Consider the following 19,319-nt stretch of genomic DNA (forward strand, 5'->3'; position numbering starts at 1 on the left):
GGCAGTGGATCGTTCAGTGGGCTTCGGAGAGCAGCTTGGCGACGCGGCCGACGCCCTCGGCGAGGTCCTCGTCGCCGAGGGCGTACGAGAGGCGGAAGTAGCCCGGCGTCCCGAAGGCCTCACCGGGTACGAGCGCGACCTCGGCCTCCTCCAGGATCAGCGCGGCCAGCTCGACGGAGGTCTGCGGGCGCTTGCCGCGCAGCTCCTTACCGAGCAGCGCCTTGACCGAGGGGTAGGCGTAGAAGGCGCCCTCCGGCTCCGGGCACACCACTCCGGGGATGTCGTTGAGCAGCCGGACCATCGTCTGGCGGCGCCGGTCGAAGGCCTCGCGCATGCGGGCGACGGCCGACAGGTCGCCGCTCACGGCCGCCAGCGCGGCGGCCTGGGAGACGTTGGCGACGTTGGACGTCGCGTGCGACTGGAGGTTCGTGGCGGCCTTCACGACGTCCTTGGGGCCGATCATCCAGCCCACGCGCCAGCCGGTCATGGCGTAGGTCTTGGCCACGCCGTTGAGCACGAGCGTACGGTCGGCCAGCTCGGGCACCACGACGGGCATGGAGGAGAACTCCGCGCTGCCGTACACCAGGTGCTCGTAGATCTCGTCCGTGACCACCCACAGGCCGTGGTCGGCCGCCCAGCGGCCGATCTCGGCGACCTGGGCGCGGCTGTAGACCGCGCCGGTCGGGTTGGAGGGCGAGACGAACAACAGCACCTTCGTACGGTCGGTGCGGGCCGCCTCGAGCTGGTCCACGCCCACGAGGTAGCCCGTGGTCTCGTCGGCGACCACGTCGACCGGCACGCCGCCGGCCAGCTTGATCGACTCGGGGTACGTCGTCCAGTACGGCGTGGGCACGATGACCTCGTCGCCCGGGTCGAGCAGCGCCGCGAAGGCCTCGTACACCGCCTGCTTGCCGCCATTGGTGATGAGCACCTGCGACGCCTCGACCTCATACCCGGAGTCGCGCCGGGTCTTCTCCGCGACCGCGGCCTTGAGCTCCGGCAGCCCGCCGGCCGGCGTGTACTTGTGGAAGCGAGGGGTGCGGCACGCCTCGACGGCGGCCTCGACGATGTAGTCCGGGGTCGGGAAGTCCGGCTCGCCCGCGCCGAATCCGATGACCGGGCGTCCCGCGGCCTTCAGCGCCTTGGCCTTGGCGTCCACGGCCAGGGTGGCGGATTCGGAGATCGCGGCGATCCGGGCGGAGATTCGAGTGCTCATACGCTCCATCGTCGCAGACAGGGTGTCTCGATCTCAGCCGGATATCGGCCCGAGTGAGGCCGAACCGGGCGCGCCTGCGGCGTTTGGTTCGACGCGGGGGTGGTTTGACACGTAGACTGCGGGACCTAGTGACGTCGCTGATGGCTCTCGCACGCCATGAAGTGATGCCACTGGCGAAGGGCAGTAGCTCAATTGGCCAGAGTCCCGGTCTCCAAAACCGGTGGTTGGGGGTTCGAGTCCCTCCTGCCCTGCGGAATGCGGTTCACGTATACATGAAGACGTATGCATTAAGTACGTGGACGTATGATGCGCACGCCCACAGCGGAGTTCAATACACGACCGACGAGGGGATGCGTCGACATCGATGGCGACTGACACACGCGACGACGCCGCGACCAAGGACAAGGGGAAGCCCGGCAAGAAGCGGACTTCGCCCCTCCTGTTCTACCGCCAGGTGGTCGCCGAGCTTCGCAAGGTCATCTGGCCGACGCGCCATGAGCTCGTCACCTACACGACCGTCTCGCTGATCTTCGTGGTCATCGTCGTGGGGATCGTCTTCGGGCTCGACAACCTGTTCTCGTGGACGGTTCTGAAGCTGTTCGGCTGATCGCGTCACAGTTCTTGTCAGCGACACCCAACGAACGAGAGAAAGAGTGAACGTGTCCGAGTCCCCAGAGCTCCACGACGAGGCCGTCAAGGAGGCCGAGTCTGTGGAGACGGCGGCTGCGACCGAGGCTGAGGAAGTCACCGCGGAGTCCGGAGAGACGGCGGAAGACGTCTCGGCCGAGGACACCGCCGAGTCTGCCGAAGAGGCGGAGGACGAGGCTCCCGAGGAGCCCTCCGACCCGCTCGGCGACTTCACGGCCCAGCTGCGGCGCCTACCGGGCGAGTGGTACGTCGTTCACTCGTACGCGGGGTATGAGAACCGCGTCAAGACCAACATCGAGCAGCGCACCCAGTCGCTCAACATGGAGGACTTCATCTTCCAGGTCGAGGTGCCGCAGCACGAGGTCACCGAGGTCAAGGGCGGCAAGCGCCAGAAGGTCAGCGAAAAGGTCCTGCCGGGCTACATCCTGGTGCGCATGGACCTCACCGACGAGTCGTGGGCCGCGGTCCGCAACACGCCGGGCGTGACCGGTTTCGTCGGTCTGTCCAACACGCCGTCGCCGCTGCACCTCAGCGAGGTCGCCACTCTGCTGGCGCCCGAGCCGGAGGAGCAGGCCAAGGCCAAGGAGACCGCCAAGGCCGCGGCCACCGTGGACTTCGAGGTCGGCGAGTCCGTCACCGTCATGGACGGCCCGTTCGCCACGCTGCCCGCCACGGTCAACGAGATCAACGCCGAGGCGCAGAAGCTCAAGGTGCTCGTCTCGATCTTCGGTCGCGAGACCCCGGTCGAGCTGTCGTTCAACCAGGTCTCCAAGATCTGAAAACGTCCCCCGCGAGAGCGGGGGAGCAAGCGGTTCCAACGCGGCGGCGCGACGTTCCAGCCGCCGCGTTGCTCGCGTCACGCGGGAGTCGGGGCCGAAATCATCACGGAACGAAGGGGTGAGGCATGCCTCCCAGGAAAAAGAAGCTCGCCGCGGTCGTCAAGGTCCAGCTGAACGCCGGAGCGGCGACGCCCGCGCCGCCGGTCGGTACCGCTCTCGGTCCGCACGGCGTCAACATCATGGACTTCTGCAAGCAGTACAACGCTGCCACGGAGTCCCAGCGCGGCAACGTGATCCCCGTAGAGATCAGCATCTACGAGGACCGCTCGTTCACGTTCATCACCAAGACCCCGCCGGCCGCGCAGCTGATCAAGAAGGCCGCCGGTGTCGACAAGGGCAGCGGCGAGCCGCACAAGAACAAGGTCGGCAGCATCAGCCGCGACCAGCTTCGCGACATCGCCCAGACCAAGATGCCCGACCTCAACGCCGGCTCGATCGAGCAGGCCGAGAAGATCATCGCCGGCACCGCCCGTTCCATGGGCATCACGGTCGCCCGCTAAGACCATCCCTCGTGGGAGGGCCATGCGCGGCCCGCACCACGCACTCCAGCAAGGAGACGCACATGAAGCGCAGCAAGGGGTACCGCAACGCGGACGCCAAGATCGACAAGGCCGCTCTCTACAACCCGGTCGAGGCCGTCAAGCTGGCCAAGGAGACCTCGCCCACCAAGTTCGACGCGACCGTCGAGGTCGGGTTCCGGCTCGGTGTGGACCCGCGCAAGGCGGACCAGATGGTCCGTGGCACGGTCAACCTGCCGCACGGCACCGGTAAGACGGCGCGCGTGCTGGTCATCGCCGGTGGTGCGAAGGCCGACGAGGCCCGCGAGGCCGGCGCCGACTACGTCGGCACCGACGACATGATCGAGCGCATCCAGGGCGGCTTCCTGGACTTCGACGCGGTCGTCGCCTCGCCGGACATGATGGGCAAGGTCGGCCGGCTGGGCCGGGTGCTCGGCCCGCGCGGTCTCATGCCGAACCCCAAGACCGGCACCGTCACCACCGACGTGGCCAAGGCGGTCTCCGAGATCAAGGGCGGCAAGATCGAGTTCCGTGTCGACCGGCACGGCAACCTTCACTTCATCATCGGCAAGACGTCGTTCGGCGAGCAGCAGCTCGTGGAGAACTACGCCGCCGCGCTGGAGGAGATCCTGCGGCTCAAGCCGTCGGCGGCCAAGGGGCGCTACATCAAGAAGGGCACCCTGAGCACCACGATGGGGCCGGGCATCCCGCTCGACACGAGCGTCACCCGCAACCTCACCGCGGAGTACGAGGACGCGTAGGCCTGACCTTCGCTTCACACGAGAGGCGTCTCCCTTCGGGGAGGCGCCTCTCGTCGTTTCCGGTGGTTAGGCGGTGGTTGAAACGGGTGTCCGGTACGGCCTGGTGACGCGCTGTTACGCTCTGCATTACTCCGGTGACGATCTGACAGTACGGCGGACGCAGCGCGTCCCCTAGACCACCAGGGACTCCCCCCATGCAACCTGATCCAGGCGATTTCACTCGTGACCCGCTCGTCCGTGCCTTCGCGGCGCTCCTCCGCGCCTACCGCGAGGCGGCCGAGCTCTCCCGCACCCAGCTCGCCGAGGCGCTCGGCTGCACCGCGCAGTGGATCGCCATCGTGGAGAACGCCGAGAAACCCCCGTCCGAGGCGTTCGCCTACGACCTCGACACCTTCTTCAAACCGCCGGTGGAGACGTTCCACCGCATGTGGGAGGAGATCAAACGCGCCGGCCGCCACCGCGTCCTCCCACCCGGCTTCGAGGCCTACCTCCAACTGGAGGCAGAGGCGACCTCGATCCGGGAGTATGAAGCTCTGCTGGTCACAGGCCTGCTGCAGACCACGCCGTATGCCCAGGACGTGTTGAAGTCCGGGCAGAAGGTCGATGCCCTGGATCAGCTGGTCGCGTCCCGGATGGACAGGCAAGCGATCTTGGAGCGCGACGACCCACCGCGACTGTGGTTGTTGACGGATGAGACGGTGATCCGTCGCAAGATCGGCGATCCGGCGGTCAGGCGCGACCAACTGCGGCGGTTGCTGCTCGCTGCACAGCAACCTCATGTCACCGTTCAGGTCGTCCGCGATGACGTGGGCTCCTACCCAGGGCTCGAAGGCTCTTTCATGGTCCTCTCCTTCAAGAATGCTCCGGACGTCGCCTACATCGAGGGTTCCGGTGGGCATGGCATCTTGATACAAAAGCCCAGTGAGGTAGAGGAGATGGTGGTCCGCTTCGACCTCATCCGTGCAGCTGCCCTACCGGAGATCGAGTCGCTGAAGTTGATCGCGGCGGTGATGGAGAGCACATGAATTCGGTGGATTCTTGGCGCAAGAGCAGTCACAGCGGTGGGAGCACCGGTGACTGTGTCGAGGTCACTCCTGTCTGGCGCAAGGCCAGCCGCAGCGGCGGTCAGACCGGCGACTGCGTCGAGCTCGCCCTGGTGACCAGCGAGTTCGCCGGGCAGGGCATGCGCTAGTACGACTTGGGGGGCATAGAGCGACAAATCATTTGGTCCCTGCGGGGGATGCTCGACGGAGCGTCGGGCAAGAGACTCGTGATTGGCGGGACAAGAGCGGTTCGCGGCCAGCGAGCCGATAGCCATACGCGAGACCGCAGGAGGAACCATGGTTCGTCGATACGCCGTAGGCGCCGCGGCAGGTGCAGCGCTCATCGTCTCCCTCTCGGCGTGCAATGACGCCACGGGTGACGGTAAACAGGCCGACGCGGTTCCGGCCGCGCAGGCCATCGCCCTGACGTCGCAGAAGACGGCCACCGTCGACACGTACAAGGTCGCCATCACCGCCGCGGGTACCGGCGAGGCGTCCGCGAAGGTGCACGGGACCGTTCAGGTCCGGCTCAAGCCCGAGCTCCAGGCCACGGGCACCCTCGACAACGCCACCCTGCACGGCCAGTCGGTGCCGGGCGGCGAGCGGGCGATCCTGCTCGGCGACGCCTTCTACGCCAAGGTGCCGCAGCAGCTGTCCCAGTTCACCGGCGGAAAGCCGTGGGTGAAGTTCTCGATCTCCCAGGCGAGCCGGCAGTCCGGCGTCAACCTCGACAGCGTCATCAAGCGGGCCGACCCGGCCCAGCAGACGAAGATCCTCACCGGGTCCAAGGACGCGCACCGGGTCGGCAGCGAGAGCATCAACGGCGTGAAGACGACGCACTACGCGGGCACGGTCACGCCGGAGGAGGCGGGCAAGCTCGAACCCAAGGCCCAGCAGGCGTTCAAGGAGTTCTACGCCAAGTCCGGCGCCCACAAGGTGACCTTCGACCTGTGGGTGGGCAAGGACAGCCTGCCCCGCAAGCTCGTCACCAAGGTGACGGCGGACAAGGGCACGGCGTCCTCCACGCTGATCTTCAGCGACTTCAACAAGTCGTTCTCGGTGAGCGCCCCCCCGGCGTCCGAGGTGACCGACGGCAACCAGCTCAAAAACGTTTTCGGCGGCCAGTCGAACTAGCTGACCAGCCCCTTTATCCGAACATCGAGGACCCCGTGACTCATGTCACGGGGTCCTCCGTTTGAAGAGCTCTTGTAAAGGTACGAACCGAACACCTCGAAGAGGTGTCCAAAAGAAAAGAACCGGTGTCCATCTGAGCCGCTACCTGGAGGAAACTCACTATGACAGCAAGGGCCAGTCGATATGTGGCAGGCGCCGCCGCGGGGCTGGCGCTCACGGCGTCGCTGACAGGGTGCAAGGCGGACTCCGGCCAGGACGCCAAGCCGTCCGGCAGCGCGACTCCTGAAGGCCGGGTCCATCTCACGGCGGCGCAGGAGGCCCTCAGCAAGTCGGCGACCGAGACCGGCGACCTGAAGTCGTTCCGCGCGACGATGACCACGTCCACGGTCGTGTCGGGGAAGACGACCGACCTCAAGGGCGACCTGGCGTTCCAGCTCCAGCCGAAGCCGGCGATGAAGTTCGACGTTCCGGCGATCAAGACCGGTGACTCGTCGGCCGCGGGCTTCAACGAGGTGCTCGTCGACAACACGATCTACCTCAAGATCCCGGCCCTCGCGAAGACGGCGGGCAAGCCGTGGGTGAGCTTCTCCCTCGACCAGCTGGGCAAGGCCACCGGCGTCGACGTCAAGGCCATGGAGGACCAGGGGCACCAGGCCGACCCGGCCCTGAACGCCAAGATGCTCACGGCCTCCAAGGACGTGCACAAGGTCGGCAAGGAGACCGTCGACGGCGTCTCCACGACCCACTACAAGGGCACGATCGCGCTCAGCGAGGGGCTCAGCAAGCTGAACGCCGAGCAGAAGACGCAGGCGCAGAAGATCTTCAGCCAGACCGGTCTCGACAAGCTGAAGTTCGACACCTGGATCGACGGGAAGCAGCTGCCGCGCAAGCTCACGCTGGCCACTCCCGCCGATGCGAAGCTGAAGTTCAAGACGGCCATGAACTACAAGGGCTTCAACGAGCCGGTGTCGATCACCGCTCCGCCGCAGAGCGAGGTGGCGGACGGCATGCAGCTCAAGGGCCTCCCCAGCGCCTCGCCCAGCTGATCCGGCCTCCGCGCCCGTCGTCCGCGCCGAAGTGATTTGGCATGCGGACGGCGGGCGCGTACTCTTTGAATCGCCGAAGACCGCCGGTCGTCACCCGCATGGGTGACCGAAGGTCCCGCACAGCGGGTGGCCAGCGCAGGTGATGACGAGAGCAGCGCGACGCCTTCCCGCGTCGCCGCCCCGTGCGCCTGCGCCGGGGCTTTCCTGTTTTCTGGGCCTTCCTTACCGGCGTACATCTGGAAGGAGGCCCATGGCGAGGGCGGACAAGGCGGCAGCGGTCGCCGAGCTCAAGGACGCGTTCGAGAGCTCGAGCGGTGCCATGCTGACCGAGTACCGCGGGCTCACCGTGGCACAGCTCTCCGAGCTGCGCCGGACCCTCGGTGACAATGCACGGTTCGCCGTGGTGAAGAACACACTGACCAAGATCGCCGCTCGTGAGGCCGGGGTCGCCGACGAACTCGAGCAGCTGCTCCAGGGTCCGTCCGCGATCGCGTTCGTCAGTGGTGACGTGGTCGAGGCCGCCAAGGGCCTGCGTGACTTCGCCAAGGCCAACCCGGATCTCGTGATCAAGGGTGGTGTCGTCGACGGCAAGTCGATGACGCCCGAGGAGATCACCAAGCTCGCTTCCCTCGAGTCGCGTGAGGTCCTCCTCGCGAAGCTCGCGGGCGCGATGAAGGCGTCGATGGGCAATGCCGCCGCCGTCTTCAACGCCCTGCCGGTCAAGGCCGCTCAGCTGGCCGAGGCCCTGCGGGTCAAGCGCGAGGGCGAGGGTGGCGAGGCGCCGGCAGAGGCGCCCGCCGAGGCATCCGACGAGGGTTGATCCCGCGGTCGTAGAAGACCTTTGTATGTGGCCCGGACAGCGACCGGGCCGATGAGACAGGAGACATCATGGCGAAGCTCAGCACCGACGAGCTGCTCGACACCTTCAAGGAGATGACCCTCCTCGAGCTGTCGGAGTTCGTGAAGCAGTTCGAAGAGACCTTCGACGTCAAGGCCGCCGCCCCCGTCGCGGTCGCCGCCGCCGGCCCCGCCGGTGGCGCCCCGGCCGAAGAGGCCGAGGTCAAGGACGAGTTCGACGTCATCCTCGAGGGTGCCGGCGACAAGAAGATCCAGGTCATCAAGGAGGTGCGCGCCCTCACGAGCCTCGGCCTGAAGGAGGCCAAGGACCTCGTCGACGGCGCGCCGAAGCCGCTGCTGGAGAAGGTCAACAAGGAGCAGGCCGACAAGGCCAAGGAGGCCCTCGAGAAGGCCGGCGCCTCGGTGACCGTCAAGTAGTCATCCGCTTCACCGCTTCACGGGGGGCGGCCGTCCGTACGGACGGCCGCCCCTTTCGCGTCGCCGACCACCACCTGCACCGGCGGGTCGATGATCTGCCACTCCGCGTCGCCGAGACGGCGGTGACCGGCGCATCCACCCCGGCCGGAGCACCGGCCGCGGTCACCATCCCGCACTCGGGCGGCCGGGACGTCGAACATCTGCCACCGCTCCAACCCGACTTGGGCGCAGGCTCGGCCGACCGTCGAACGCGTGAAGACAACTCCGGATCCTCGCTCTTCTCCCGGCCCTATCCGGCGCCCTCAACGCCGGGCCGGCGTCCGAGACGACCCCGGCCCTCGTGGGGGCGTGGGGGCGGAGCCCCCCTCATCGGGGGTTCCAGGGGGGCGCCCCCTGGGCCGGCACAGTGGACCTGGGCCTTCACAAGTCACTTGTTGGACCGCTAGTCTCATAAGGATCAAGTAACGATCCGCTTACGAGGCCATCGCCGGGCCACGGTGTTGGCGTGATCCCCTTCCATTAGGGGACAGGACGACTACGGTAGTTGCACGCTTACACGGAGCCGCGCAGTCACCTTGCGGTGGCACTGCGCGATAGGGCAACGTGACTCAGCGGTAACTCGCTCGTTGGACCGGATACCCCCCGGCCGGACGAAAGGTGACGAGTGGGCGTCGAAATCAGAGTCGATGGGCTGACCAAGTCGTTTGGGCGTCAGGTCATCTGGGAGGACGTGACGCTGACCTTGCCTGCCGGCGAGATCTCGGTCCTCCTCGGGCCCTCCGGCACCGGCAAGTCCGTCTTCCTCAAGACGCTCGTCGGGCTGCTCAGGCCCGACCGCGGTCACTGCTGGATCGGTGACCGCGACATGCCGCACCTGCGCGAGAACGACCTCTACGAGACCCGCAAGCTGTTCGGCGTCCTGTTCCAGGACGGCGCGCTCTTCGGCTCGATGAACCTCTTCGACAACATCGCCTTCCCGCTGCGGGAGCACACGAAGAAGTCCGAGTCGGCGGTCAAGAAGATCGTCATGGAGAAGATGGAGATGGTCGGCCTGATCGGGGCCGAGCGCAAGCTCCCCGGTGAGATCTCCGGCGGCATGCGCAAGCGCGCCGGTCTCGCCCGCGCGCTCGTGCTCGAGCCGGAGATCATCCTGTGCGACGAGCCCGACTCGGGCCTCGACCCGGTGCGCACGGCGTACCTCAACCAGCTCATCGTCGACCTCAACGCCGAGACCAGCGCGACGTTCCTGATCGTCACCCACGACATCAACACGGCCCGTACGGTCCCGGACAACATCGGCCTGCTGTTCCGCCGCGAGCTGGTGATGTTCGGCCCGCGCGAGATGCTGCTGTCCAGCAACGAGCCGGTCGTCCGGCAGTTCCTCAACGCCCGCAAGGTCGGCCCGATCGGGATGTCGGAGGAGAAGGACGTCTCCGAGCTGGAGGCCGAGGCGCGGATGGGCTCGGACCCGGGCGGCCTGCCGCCCATCCCGCCCCAGCTGATGACCGCCGACGGCCGCATCCGCCCCGCCCAGCGCGCGCCGGGCGAGTGGCTGCGCGAGCACGGCGTCACCCCGCCGCCCGGATCGTTCGTCGACGAGCAGGGCCGTGACTGGCTCGAGGAGTGGCCGCGCTACGTCGCCGAACGCACGCCCGTCGCGGGAGCGGGAGGTGGCCGCCCATGACCCAGGCGCCCGAGCGCCCCGACGAAGACACCAGGCCGCCGCCGAGCCGTCTCGCCCCGGTCGCCGAAGGTGCGGTCAACGTCATCCTGCGCGAGCCCGGCCGGTTCTTCGCGATGTCGCTCGACACCATCCGGGCGATGTTCCAGTGGCCGTTCCAGTGGCGTGAGTTCCTGCAGCAGGCCTGGTTCATCGTCAGCGTGACGGTGGCGCCCACGATCATGGTCGCCATCCCGTTCGGCGCGATCCTGTCGCTGCAGGTCGGCAACCTCATCCGGCAGCTCGGCGCGCAGTCACAGACCGGCTCGACCGCGGTGCTCGCGATCGTCCGCGAGGCCAGCCCGATCGTGACGGCCCTGCTCATCGCGGCCGCGGCCGGCTCGGCGATCTGCGCCGACCTCGGCGCCCGCAAGATCAGGGAGGAGATCGACGCGATGGAGGTGCTCGGCATCAACCCGCTGCACCGCCTCGTGGTGCCGCGGGTGTTCGCCTGCGCCTTCGTCGGGCTCTTCCTCAACGGCATCGTCTCGGTGGTCGGCATCGCCGGCGGCTACATCTTCAACGTCATGCTGCAGGGCGGCACCCCGGGCGCGTACATGTCCTCCTTCAGCGGGCTGGCCCAGCTGCCCGACCTCTACCAGGCCGAGGTCAAGGCGCTGGTCTTCGGCGTCACCGCCGCGCTGGTCGCCTCCTACAAGGGCCTGACCGCGTCCGGCGGCCCCAAGGGCGTCGGCGACGCGGTGAACCAGACCGTCGTGATCGCGGCCATGGCCCTGTTCGTGGAGAACTTCGTGCTCAGCGCGCTCTACTTCCAGCTCGTACCGCAGAAGGGGATGTGATGGGCGCGGTCGGCGCGGGTACGCGCGGCGGGCTCCGTACGGCGAAGCGGGTCATCGACGCGCCGATGGAGAAGCTGGAGGACTTCGGCCACCAGATGGCCTTCTACGTCCGCGCCTTCGCGTGGACCTGGCGGGTCCTGGTCCGCTACAAGAAAGAGGTCATCCGGCTGCTCGCCGAGGTGAGCCTGGGCACCGGCGGCCTGGCCGTCATGGGGGGCAGCGTCGCGATCGTCGCCTTCATGACGTTCTTCACCGGCACCGAGGTCGGCCTGCAGGGCTACAACGCGCTCAACCAGATCGGCAGCGCGGCCTTCGCCGGTTTCGTCTCGGCGTACTTCAACACGCGTGAGCTGGCGCCCACGGTCTCGGCGCTGGCGCTGTCCGCGACGGTCGGCTGCGGCTTCACCGCCCAGCTCGGCGCGATGCGGATCAGCGACGAGATCGACGCGCTGGAGGTCATGGGCGTGCCGTCGCTGCCGTTCCTGGTGACCACCCGCCTGGTGGCCGGCATGCTCGCGGTCATCCCGCTGTACGTCATCGGCCTGCTGGCCTCGTTCTTCGCCACGCGGCTCATCGTGACGCTGGCGTTCGGCCAGTCCAGCGGCACGTACGACCACTACTTCTATTTGTTCCTACCGCCCCACGACGTGCTGTGGTCCTTCGGCAAGGTGCTGGTCTTCGCCACGCTCGTCATGCTCATTCACTGTTACTACGGCTACAACGCGAGCGGCGGACCGGCGGGTGTCGGCGTGGCCGTCGGCCGCGCGGTGCGTACGAGTCTCGTCGTCGTCAACGTCGTCGACCTGCTGATGGGGATGGCGATCTGGGGCACCACGACGACGGTCCGGATCGCCGGCTGAGGAGGAGAGCGCATGAGTTCGACGGTCTCCGGCGGCTCCTTGTCCGAGCGCGTCCGCTATCGCCTGTACGGGCTGGCGTTCGTGCTCGTCGTCATCCTGCTCGTGGTGCTGATGCTCGCGCAGTACAACAAGGCGTTCACGCCGGTCTACAAGGTCACGGTCAACAGCGACCGGGCCGGCCTGCAGCTCGTACCGCACTCCGACGTCAAGGTGCGCGGCCTGATCGTCGGCGAGGTCCGTAAGATCCGCTCGACCCCGACCGGCGCCGCGATCGACCTCGCGCTCGACCCGGGCAAGGCGACGCTGATCCCGGACAACTCCTCGGCCCGGATGCTGCCCAAGACGGTGTTCGGCGAGAAGTACGTCGACCTGGTGCCGCCGGCCGGCCAGCGCGGGCCGCACCTGAAGAACGGCGACGTCATCGCCCAGGACAAGTCGACCACCGCGGTGGAGGTCAACCAGCTCCTGGACGACATCATGCCGCTGCTCAACGCGGTGAAGCCCGAAAAGCTCAACGCCACCCTCAACGCCCTCGCCACCGCGCTGCAGGGCCGGGGCGAGGAGATCGGGCAGACGATCGACCTGGCCGACGGCTACCTCAAGAAGATCAACCCGCACCTGCCGACGATCGTGCACGACCTGCGCCAGCTCTCCACGGTCACCGACAACCTCAACGCCGCGGCGCCCGACCTGCTCACGATCATGCAGAACCTCCAGACCACCAACGGCACGATCGTCGACAAGGAGCCGCAGCTGGTGTCCATTCTCGACAAGGGCATCAACCTGACCGGCAAGCTGACGCCGTTCGCCGAGGACAACGAGCCCCGCATCGTCGGCGCGCAGCTCGCCAACCGCCGCGCGCTCGCGCTGGTGGCCAAGGCGTCCCCGTCCATCCCGTGCGTCTTCCAGGGCATGGCCAAGGCACAGCCCCGGCTCGTCCAGGCGATGGGCGGCGGTCAGCCGGGCGTGCACGTGACGATCGAGCTGAGCAAGCCGCGCCCCGCGTACAAGCCGGGTCTCGACCTCCCCGAGAACAAGGACCAGCGCAACCCGCGCTGTTACGGCCTGCCGAACCCCAAGGTGCCGTTCCCGCAGTACCAGACCCTGGACGGCACCCAGGACGACACCTGGTGGAAGGGGCCGACCGGCCGCTCCCTGTCCAGCGTCCTGATCAAGCCCGGCACCTCCACCGACGACGACTCGATGCTCAAGAGCCTGATGGCCCCGGCCATGGGGACCTCGGCGAGCCAGGTCTCCGACCTCGCCTCCCTGCTGTACGCCCCGGCCACCAGCGGAATGATGGTGACGGTCAAGTGAAGACGACCTCCGCGGCCATCAAGCTGATCATCTTCGCGGTGATCGCGACGCTCTTCACCGGCGTGCTCGCGGTGACGATCTCCAACACGCAGTTCGTCGACACCACGAAGTACCGCCTGATCTTCACCGATGCCGCCGGCGTGATCCCGGGCGACGAGGTCCGCATCGCGGGCGTCAACGTCGGCCACGTCGACTCGGTCAAGCTCTACCAGGGGAACCTGGCGCAGGTGACGGTGTCGGTCTTCAAGTCCGAGCGCCTGCCGCGCAGCGCGCAGGCCCAGCTCCGCTACCGCAACCTCATGGGCCAGCGCTACGTCTCGCTGACCCAGGGCTCGGGCCAGGGCGGCGACCTGCCGCCGAACGGCCTCATCCCCAAGGAGCAGACGCAGCCGGCGCTCGACCTGACCGCGCTGTTCAACGGTTTCCGGCCGCTGCTGCGCGCGATCCGGCCGCAAGACGTCAACCAGCTCTCGTACGAGATCATCCAGGTGCTCCAGGGCGAGGGCGGCACCGTCAACGGGCTGCTCGCGCACGTCGCGTCGCTGACCCAGACGCTCGGCGACCGCGACCAGGTCATCGGCCGGGTGATCGACAACCTCGACAAGGTCATCGGCACGATCGACTCGCGCGACCAGGAGGTCTCCTCGCTGATCGTCGACCTGCGGAGCCTGGTCTCAGGCCTGTCGGGCGACCGCAAGTCGATCGGCGACTCACTGGTCAGCGTCAACCAGCTCATCGGCACCACCAACGGCCTGCTCACGCAGGTACGGCCCCCGCTCAAGCAGGACATCGCGACCCTGGGCCAGCTGTCGGCGGTCCTCGCCAAGAACGGCAACCAGCTCGACAAGGCGTTCGCCGCGCTGCCCACCAACTTCACGCTGCTCGACCGGGTGGCGTCCTACGGATCCTTCTTCAACTTCTACCTCTGCAGTCTGGACGCCCAGATCGGGCTGCCCGGAAAGGTCTCCTTCAACACGCCACAGATCGTGAACGAGAACGCCCGGTGCAAAGGATGACGCATCTCTTCGGGCGAAGAGGGGAGCACGGCCATGAAACGGTCGTTCCGAGAGCGGGATCCTCTGCGGATGGGCGTGCTGGGCATGGCCACCGTGGCGCTTTTAGTGCTCCTGTCGTTCAATCTGACGCGCTTCGAGACGGGCACCCGCTATTCCGCGGCGTTCACCGAGGCGAGCGGGCTGAAGTCCTCCGAGGACGTACGCGTCGCGGGGGTCAAGGTCGGCAAGGTCAAGAAGGTGAGCCTGGAGGGCGACCACGTGAAGGTCGTCTTCACAGTGGACGGCAAGGTGCGGTTCGGCGCGAGCTCACGGGCGCAGATCAAGATCGCCACGCTTCTGGGCGCGCACTATCTGGAGCTGCAGCCCAGCGGTGGGCCGCGGCAGTCGCCGCACTCGGAGATCCCGACCTCACGCACGACGCCCGCGTACGACGTGGTGCCCGCGCTGCAGGACCTGAGCGGGCAACTGCAGAAGATCGACATTCCCCAGCTCGGGAAGGCCTTCGACACGCTGTCGGACACCTTGCAGGGTTCGTCGGCCAACGTACGCGGGACGCTCGACGGGCTGCGCAAGGTCTCGCGGGCGATCGCCTCGCGCGACGACGAGCTGTCCCGGCTGCTGACCCACTCGCGCAACGTCACCAAGCTGCTGGCGGACCGCAGCGGCGACCTGGCCGCGCTGGTCTCCGACGGGTCCAAGCTGCTGCAGGAGGTCGACGACCGGCGTGCGGTGGTGCGCTCGCTGCTCTCCGGCACGGTCACCCTGTCGCAGCAGATCACCGGGACCGTCGAGGAGAACCGCGCCACGCTCAATCCGGCGCTGACGCAGTTGCACAAGGTCGTCGGCATCCTGCTGCGCAACCAGGACAACCTGACCCGCGCGGTGCACACGCTCGGGCCGTTCGTCACCACCGCGGCGGACGCGACCTCCACCGGCCGTTTCTTCGACGGCTACCTGCAGAACCTCATCCCGCTGCCCGTGTCGGTGGCGCCGCCGGCCTCGACACCTCCGGCCGGCGGCAAACCCACTCCGGCGGCGACGCCCGGCGGCGACACGCTGCCGATCTTCCATTGAGCATGAGAGGTACGAAGTGTCTCGACCGCCGAGTCGGAAGGGAGCCGCGGCCATGAGCGCGAGGCGGCCTGCCGCCGGGCGAGGACGGCGGGTGATCCCCCGGGCCCTCGCGACGGTGCTCGCGCTCGGCGTCGCGGTGTCGGGATGCCGGTTCACGGGCGTGTCCTCGCTGCCGCTGCCCGGCGGCGTGGACACCGGGGCCCACCCGCTCGAAGTCAAGATGGTCTTCGAGAACGTCCTGGACCTCGTCCCGCAGTCGCAGTGCCGCGTGAACGACGTGCCGGTCGGCATGGTCACCAAGATCAGTTTGGTGGACTGGAAGGCCGTGGTGACCTGCAAGCTCCGCAGTTCGGTCGACCTGCCGGCCAACGCGGTCGCCGCCATCTCCCAGACCAGCCTCCTGGGGGAGAAGTACGTCGCGCTGTCGGCCCCCCAGGGCCAGACGCCGCAGGGCAGGCTCGCCCAGGGCGCCGAGATCCCGCTCGACCGCACCTCGCGCAACACCGAGGTCGAAGAGGTCCTGTCGGCGATGTCGATGCTCGTCACCGGCGGCGGCCTGGAGCAGGTCTCGACGATCACTCATGAGCTCAACGCCGCCCTGCAGGGGCACACGGAGCAACTGCGCGACGTGCTGGGCCGGCTCAACACGTTCGTCGGCACGCTCGACCGGCAGAAAGGCCAGATCGTCACGACGATCGACAAGGTCGACAAGCTGTCCGCGACGCTCGCCAAGCACAACAAGACGATCGCCGACACGATCGACAGCACCGGCCCGGCGGTGAAGGTCCTCGCCTCACAGCGTAAGGACCTCACCAAGCTGCTGGTCAACATGGACAAGCTGGGCACGGTGGCGACGCGGATCATCAACCGCTCGCAGGGTGACACGGTGGCCAACCTCAAGGCGCTGCAGCAGATCCTGGACAACACCAACAAGGCCAGCAACGTCATCCCCAAGATCCTCGGCGGCCTGTTCACCTTCCCGTTCCCGCAGACGGTCTCCCAGGCGCTCAAGGGCGACTACGGCAACCTCTTCATCTCGCTCGACCTCAACGTCGGCGACATCGCGCACAACTTCCTGGCCGGCACGCCCCTCGAAGGGGTTTCCAAGGCCGCCGACAAGCTGCAGAACCTCCTGCCACCGCCGCGTACGAGCGTCCCGGACACGCCGCTCGGCGTGCTGCCCTCGCTCACCGGAAAGGGCGGCGCCGGCACGGGCGGCACCGGAGGGACGGGCGGCAGCGGCGGTAGTGGCGGCGGGCTCGGCGGGATCCTTCCGCCGCTCGGCATGAGCGGGCCGCCCGGCGACGATCTCGGCGCGCTGCTCAAGGGAGGCACCGCGTGATCATCAAACGGGGCGTCAAGATCCAGCTGTTGATTTTCGCGGTCATCACGGCGTTGACCATGGCTTACACCGCGGTCAACATCATCGGTCTCGGCCAGGGCGTGCTCGACCTGCGCTACAAGGTCTACCTCGACCTCGCCGACTCCGGCGGCATCTTCCAGAACGCCGAGGTGACCTACCGCGGCGTCACGGTCGGCCGCGTCGGGCCGCTCCACCTGACCCGGAACGGCGTCCGCGTCGAGCTGCGCATCGACCGCGGCAAGAAGGTGCCCGCCAATGGCGTCCAGGCCTACGTCCTCAACCGGTCCGGCGTCGGCGAGCAGTACGTCGACCTGCGTCCCGCCGGCAACGGGCCCTCGCTGAAGAACGGCGACACGATCCAGCGCGACCACACCCACCTGCCGGTGCCGACCTATGAGCTCCTGCAGAACGTCGACGCGCTGGTCCGTACGGTCGATCCCAAGGACCTCGGCACGGTCATCGACGAGCTTGACAAGGGCCTGTCGGGCACCGGTCCTGACCTGCAGTCACTGCTCGACTCCAACAAGCGCATCCTCGCCGCGCTGGACGCGACCTACCCCGAGACGATCCAGCTGCTGAACAACGGGCGTACGGTCCTGGACACCCAGGCCGACCTGGGACCGACCTTCAAGGGCTTCTCCCACGACCTCGCCTCGCTCACCAGCGAGCTGAAGAACGACGACAGCGACGTACGGTCGGTGCTGGACACCACGCCCGGCACTCTCGACCAGGCCAACGACCTGTTCGAGCGGCTGGAGCCCACGCTGCCCACGCTGCTGGCCAACGGGTCGGTGATCGGGCAGGTGCTGAGCTCGCGCTACACCCAGCTCCGGCAGATGCTGGTGACCTATCCGCTGATCGTCGGGGGCACCTTCACCGCGGCGCCGGGCGATGGCACCGTCCACTTCGGCGTCGAGCTCAACCTCAACGCCCCGCCCGTCTGCACCAAGGGCTACGAGAGCACCAAGGTGCGCTATCCGCAGGACACGCGGCCGGCGAGCATCAACCCCAAGGCCTCGTGCAAGCTGCCCAAGAACTCCCCGAGCGCCGTACGCGGCTCGCGCAACGCCGCTCCGGCTTCGCCGTACCCCACGCTTCCGCCCGGGGCCACCGACGGCGCCGGCTTCCCGTACGAGCGCAGCTACTCCGGCGGGTCGCAGGACCAGTCCGGCGACCGGTCCGATGACCAGGGCTCTTCCGGCGACGCCGCGAAGCAGGCGTCGTCGAAGCAGAGCGCGAGCGGGCAGCAGGCGCCGGCGCCCGGGCTTCAGACACTCTTCATCACCGGCTACGATCCCCGGACCCGCGTCTATGTGGGGCCGGACGGCAAGCGGTACCGCTTGGGCAAGGTCAGTCAACTAACGGGAGACGCTTCATGGCAGACGCTTCTGCTGAGCCCGATCGTCGGCTGAGCGCCGGCCGTGGCGGCCGGTTGGGGGCGATGCTCGACCGGCGGTTCCGCGGCGGGCGGCTGGGCGCGGCGTTCGCCGCGCTCGCGCTGGTCTTCGTCGCGTTGACGGTGTGGGCCGGCTTCCTCGCCGACAAGACGTACGCGGCGGACACCCGCAAGTCCGACATCGCCGCGGTCCAGAAGGTCGCCAACCGGGTCGTCACGAACTTCTACGGGATCAGCTACCAGAGCTTCGACCAGGACACCCAGCGCGTCTACGCCGACCTCGACAGCGCGTTCAAGGCCCAGGCCGTACAACAGCTCGGCTCGACCTGGAAGCAGACCGTGGTGGGCAACCAGCTCGTCTCCAGCGCGGTCGTGTACGCCTCCGGCGTGGTGAACATCAGCGCCAGGTCGGCCGAGGTGATGGTCACCGTGAAGCGCACCTCGCGGTCCAGCCAGGTCAAGACGCCGGTGTCGTCCTGGGCGAGCGCCCAGGTGCAGCTGGCCAAGCGCGGCGGCGACTGGAAGGTCTCGGGGATGGGCGGGCTGCAGTGACACCGGCGACCGGAAGCAAGAGCCAGGAGACCGACGTGCCGGCCAAGGACGCCAAACCCACCAAGGCCACCGAGGGCAAGGCGACCGGGGGAGTGGAGAGCACCACGGCCGCGGAGGCGGAGCGGCATTCGCCGGCGACGCCGCTGCTGGCGCTGCTGGCGTCCGCGTGCCTCGTCATGGCCGTCGGGTGTCTCTACCTGTGGCACCAGACCGTCCACGACCGCGCGGTCGAACGTGCGCGCGACGACGCCCGCGCCGCAGCGCAGTCGGAGGCCAAGGACCTGCTGTCCTACAACTTCCGCACGCTCGACTACGACCTGAGCAAGGCCAAGTCGGAGATGACGCCGGGCATGGCCAAGTCCTTCGGCGACTACTGGCAGATCTTCCGGCCCTCCGTGCTCAAGAGCCAGACGCAGGCACTGACGCAGATCCAGGTCACGGGCGTCACGGACGCCACGCCGACGCGCGTCGAGGTCGTCCTGTTCGTGAAGATGATCTCGGTCAACGCGGCGCACAAGGAGCCCCAGGTCGACACGTCCTGGCCGCGGCTGCAGATGCGGAAGATCGGCGAGAAGTGGTTGATCGACGGGCCGCGGATGACCACCCCGCCGCCGGCGTCCTCGACGCCGAGCACCCCGGCCCCCTCGTCGTCCGCCAAGCCGTCCGGCAAGGGGTCGAGTAAACCTTCGGCCAAGCCGTGAGCGAAGGCCCTCCCAGGTCACCGAATCGCCTTGCCCAGCA

The 19,319-nt window shown here is 67.8% G+C and carries 22 protein-coding genes and 1 tRNA gene; 21 read left to right on the top strand and 2 right to left on the bottom strand.

Features of this window, described 5'->3' with window-relative positions; translation table 11 throughout:
- Positions 1–13 precede the first annotated feature (13 nt).
- Positions 14–1,216 (bottom strand): pyridoxal phosphate-dependent aminotransferase, encoded by a 1,203-nt coding sequence (locus QWU11_RS43560; RefSeq protein WP_290120467.1) that lies wholly within the window; start codon positions 1,214–1,216, stop codon positions 14–16.
- Between the two features lie 177 nt (positions 1,217–1,393).
- Here QWU11_RS43560 and QWU11_RS43565 point away from each other — a divergent pair.
- The 11 genes from QWU11_RS43565 to rplL all read left to right on the top strand — a co-directional run bounded on the left by QWU11_RS43565 (position 1,394) and on the right by rplL (position 8,480).
- Positions 1,394–1,467 (top strand) — tRNA-Trp (locus tag QWU11_RS43565).
- Positions 1,468–1,580: 113 nt separating this feature from the next.
- Positions 1,581–1,823, top strand: coding sequence for a preprotein translocase subunit SecE (gene secE, locus QWU11_RS43570; RefSeq protein WP_290120468.1), 243 nt, complete (start codon positions 1,581–1,583; stop codon positions 1,821–1,823).
- Positions 1,824–1,875: 52 nt separating this feature from the next.
- Positions 1,876–2,643: a transcription termination/antitermination protein NusG gene (nusG, locus tag QWU11_RS43575; protein ID WP_290120469.1), complete on the top strand. Its 768-nt coding sequence runs from the start codon at positions 1,876–1,878 to the stop codon at positions 2,641–2,643.
- 125 nt (positions 2,644–2,768) lie between these two features.
- Positions 2,769–3,203 carry a 50S ribosomal protein L11 gene (gene rplK, locus QWU11_RS43580; RefSeq protein ID WP_290120470.1) on the top strand — a complete coding sequence of 145 codons (435 nt, stop codon included), beginning with the start codon at positions 2,769–2,771 and terminating at the stop codon, positions 3,201–3,203.
- Between the two features lie 62 nt (positions 3,204–3,265).
- Positions 3,266–3,982, top strand: coding sequence for a 50S ribosomal protein L1 (gene rplA, locus QWU11_RS43585; RefSeq protein ID WP_290120471.1), 717 nt, complete (start codon positions 3,266–3,268; stop codon positions 3,980–3,982).
- Positions 3,983–4,176: 194 nt separating this feature from the next.
- Complete coding sequence (locus tag QWU11_RS43590) at positions 4,177–5,007, top strand: helix-turn-helix transcriptional regulator (protein ID WP_290120472.1); 831 nt, start codon at positions 4,177–4,179, stop codon at positions 5,005–5,007.
- Positions 5,004–5,174 carry a DUF397 domain-containing protein gene (locus QWU11_RS43595; RefSeq protein ID WP_290120473.1) on the top strand — a complete coding sequence of 57 codons (171 nt, stop codon included), beginning with the start codon at positions 5,004–5,006 and terminating at the stop codon, positions 5,172–5,174. Before QWU11_RS43590 ends, QWU11_RS43595 begins: the two co-directional genes overlap by 4 nt.
- Before the next feature lie 148 nt (positions 5,175–5,322).
- Entirely contained in the window at positions 5,323–6,159 is an 837-nt protein-coding gene (locus QWU11_RS43600) for an LppX_LprAFG lipoprotein (protein ID WP_290120474.1), read from the top strand.
- Positions 6,160–6,344: 185 nt separating this feature from the next.
- Positions 6,345–7,205 carry a hypothetical protein gene (locus QWU11_RS43605; RefSeq protein WP_290120475.1) on the top strand — a complete coding sequence of 287 codons (861 nt, stop codon included), beginning with the start codon at positions 6,345–6,347 and terminating at the stop codon, positions 7,203–7,205.
- Between the two features lie 250 nt (positions 7,206–7,455).
- The gene (gene rplJ / locus QWU11_RS43610; protein ID WP_290120476.1) at positions 7,456–8,025 is read left to right on the top strand and encodes a 50S ribosomal protein L10; all 570 of its coding nucleotides are present in this window, start codon (positions 7,456–7,458) and stop codon (positions 8,023–8,025) included.
- Positions 8,026–8,093: 68 nt separating this feature from the next.
- Positions 8,094–8,480: a 50S ribosomal protein L7/L12 gene (gene rplL, locus QWU11_RS43615; protein WP_290120477.1), complete on the top strand. Its 387-nt coding sequence runs from the start codon at positions 8,094–8,096 to the stop codon at positions 8,478–8,480.
- Positions 8,481–8,497: 17 nt separating this feature from the next.
- Here rplL and QWU11_RS43620 read toward each other — a convergent pair whose 3' ends face one another.
- Positions 8,498–8,680: a hypothetical protein gene (locus QWU11_RS43620; RefSeq protein WP_290120478.1), complete on the bottom strand. Its 183-nt coding sequence runs from the start codon at positions 8,678–8,680 to the stop codon at positions 8,498–8,500.
- Between the two features lie 464 nt (positions 8,681–9,144).
- Between QWU11_RS43620 and QWU11_RS43625 the strand changes: the two genes are divergently transcribed.
- The 10 genes from QWU11_RS43625 to QWU11_RS43670 all read left to right on the top strand — a co-directional run bounded on the left by QWU11_RS43625 (position 9,145) and on the right by QWU11_RS43670 (position 19,279).
- On the top strand, positions 9,145–10,164 hold the full coding sequence (locus tag QWU11_RS43625; protein WP_290120479.1) for an ABC transporter ATP-binding protein: 1,020 nt from the start codon (positions 9,145–9,147) through the stop codon (positions 10,162–10,164).
- A gap of 113 nt (positions 10,165–10,277) precedes the next feature.
- Positions 10,278–11,000: an ABC transporter permease gene (locus QWU11_RS43630; RefSeq protein WP_354670951.1), complete on the top strand. Its 723-nt coding sequence runs from the start codon at positions 10,278–10,280 to the stop codon at positions 10,998–11,000.
- A gap of 65 nt (positions 11,001–11,065) precedes the next feature.
- Entirely contained in the window at positions 11,066–11,860 is a 795-nt protein-coding gene (locus QWU11_RS43635; protein WP_354670952.1) for an ABC transporter permease, read from the top strand.
- Positions 11,861–11,872: 12 nt separating this feature from the next.
- Positions 11,873–13,177 carry an MCE family protein gene (locus QWU11_RS43640; protein ID WP_290120482.1) on the top strand — a complete coding sequence of 435 codons (1,305 nt, stop codon included), beginning with the start codon at positions 11,873–11,875 and terminating at the stop codon, positions 13,175–13,177.
- Complete coding sequence (locus QWU11_RS43645) at positions 13,174–14,193, top strand: MlaD family protein (protein ID WP_290120483.1); 1,020 nt, start codon at positions 13,174–13,176, stop codon at positions 14,191–14,193. Before QWU11_RS43640 ends, QWU11_RS43645 begins: the two co-directional genes overlap by 4 nt.
- Before the next feature lie 33 nt (positions 14,194–14,226).
- The gene (locus QWU11_RS43650) at positions 14,227–15,267 is read left to right on the top strand and encodes an MCE family protein (protein ID WP_290120484.1); all 1,041 of its coding nucleotides are present in this window, start codon (positions 14,227–14,229) and stop codon (positions 15,265–15,267) included.
- A gap of 91 nt (positions 15,268–15,358) precedes the next feature.
- The gene (locus QWU11_RS43655) at positions 15,359–16,609 is read left to right on the top strand and encodes an MCE family protein (RefSeq protein ID WP_290120485.1); all 1,251 of its coding nucleotides are present in this window, start codon (positions 15,359–15,361) and stop codon (positions 16,607–16,609) included.
- Positions 16,606–18,042, top strand: a complete 1,437-nt coding sequence (locus QWU11_RS43660) for an MlaD family protein (RefSeq protein ID WP_290120486.1) — start codon at positions 16,606–16,608, stop codon at positions 18,040–18,042. The genes QWU11_RS43655 and QWU11_RS43660 overlap by 4 nt, the downstream gene beginning before the upstream one ends.
- Positions 18,006–18,578 carry a hypothetical protein gene (locus QWU11_RS43665; RefSeq protein ID WP_290120487.1) on the top strand — a complete coding sequence of 191 codons (573 nt, stop codon included), beginning with the start codon at positions 18,006–18,008 and terminating at the stop codon, positions 18,576–18,578. Before QWU11_RS43660 ends, QWU11_RS43665 begins: the two co-directional genes overlap by 37 nt.
- A complete protein-coding gene (locus tag QWU11_RS43670; RefSeq protein ID WP_290120488.1) occupies positions 18,575–19,279 on the top strand; it encodes a hypothetical protein in 705 nt (234 codons plus the stop codon). The genes QWU11_RS43665 and QWU11_RS43670 overlap by 4 nt, the downstream gene beginning before the upstream one ends.
- Positions 19,280–19,319 lie beyond the last annotated feature (40 nt).

Origin of the sequence: Actinomadura sp. DC4 (genome assembly GCF_030406325.1) — a bacterium.
Taxonomy (GTDB): Bacteria; Actinomycetota; Actinomycetes; order Streptosporangiales; family Streptosporangiaceae; genus Actinoallomurus.

Bases quoted from the DNA above. Each gene is read 5' to 3' on its own strand.
- QWU11_RS43560 (WP_290120467.1), bottom strand. From the start codon at position 1,216: ATGAGCACTCGAATCTCCGCCCGGATCGCCGCGATCTCCGAATCCGCC.
- secE (WP_290120468.1), top strand. From the start codon at position 1,581: ATGGCGACTGACACACGCGACGACGCCGCGACCAAGGACAAGGGGAAG.
- rplK (WP_290120470.1), top strand. From the start codon at position 2,769: ATGCCTCCCAGGAAAAAGAAGCTCGCCGCGGTCGTCAAGGTCCAGCTG.
- rplA (WP_290120471.1), top strand. From the start codon at position 3,266: ATGAAGCGCAGCAAGGGGTACCGCAACGCGGACGCCAAGATCGACAAG.
- QWU11_RS43590 (WP_290120472.1), top strand. From the start codon at position 4,177: ATGCAACCTGATCCAGGCGATTTCACTCGTGACCCGCTCGTCCGTGCC.
- QWU11_RS43595 (WP_290120473.1), top strand. From the start codon at position 5,004: ATGAATTCGGTGGATTCTTGGCGCAAGAGCAGTCACAGCGGTGGGAGC.
- QWU11_RS43600 (WP_290120474.1), top strand. From the start codon at position 5,323: ATGGTTCGTCGATACGCCGTAGGCGCCGCGGCAGGTGCAGCGCTCATC.
- rplJ (WP_290120476.1), top strand. From the start codon at position 7,456: ATGGCGAGGGCGGACAAGGCGGCAGCGGTCGCCGAGCTCAAGGACGCG.
- rplL (WP_290120477.1), top strand. From the start codon at position 8,094: ATGGCGAAGCTCAGCACCGACGAGCTGCTCGACACCTTCAAGGAGATG.
- QWU11_RS43620 (WP_290120478.1), bottom strand. From the start codon at position 8,680: ATGTTCGACGTCCCGGCCGCCCGAGTGCGGGATGGTGACCGCGGCCGG.
- QWU11_RS43630 (WP_354670951.1), top strand. From the start codon at position 10,278: ATGTCGCTCGACACCATCCGGGCGATGTTCCAGTGGCCGTTCCAGTGG.
- QWU11_RS43635 (WP_354670952.1), top strand. From the start codon at position 11,066: ATGGAGAAGCTGGAGGACTTCGGCCACCAGATGGCCTTCTACGTCCGC.
- QWU11_RS43640 (WP_290120482.1), top strand. From the start codon at position 11,873: ATGAGTTCGACGGTCTCCGGCGGCTCCTTGTCCGAGCGCGTCCGCTAT.
- QWU11_RS43650 (WP_290120484.1), top strand. From the start codon at position 14,227: ATGAAACGGTCGTTCCGAGAGCGGGATCCTCTGCGGATGGGCGTGCTG.
- QWU11_RS43665 (WP_290120487.1), top strand. From the start codon at position 18,006: ATGGCAGACGCTTCTGCTGAGCCCGATCGTCGGCTGAGCGCCGGCCGT.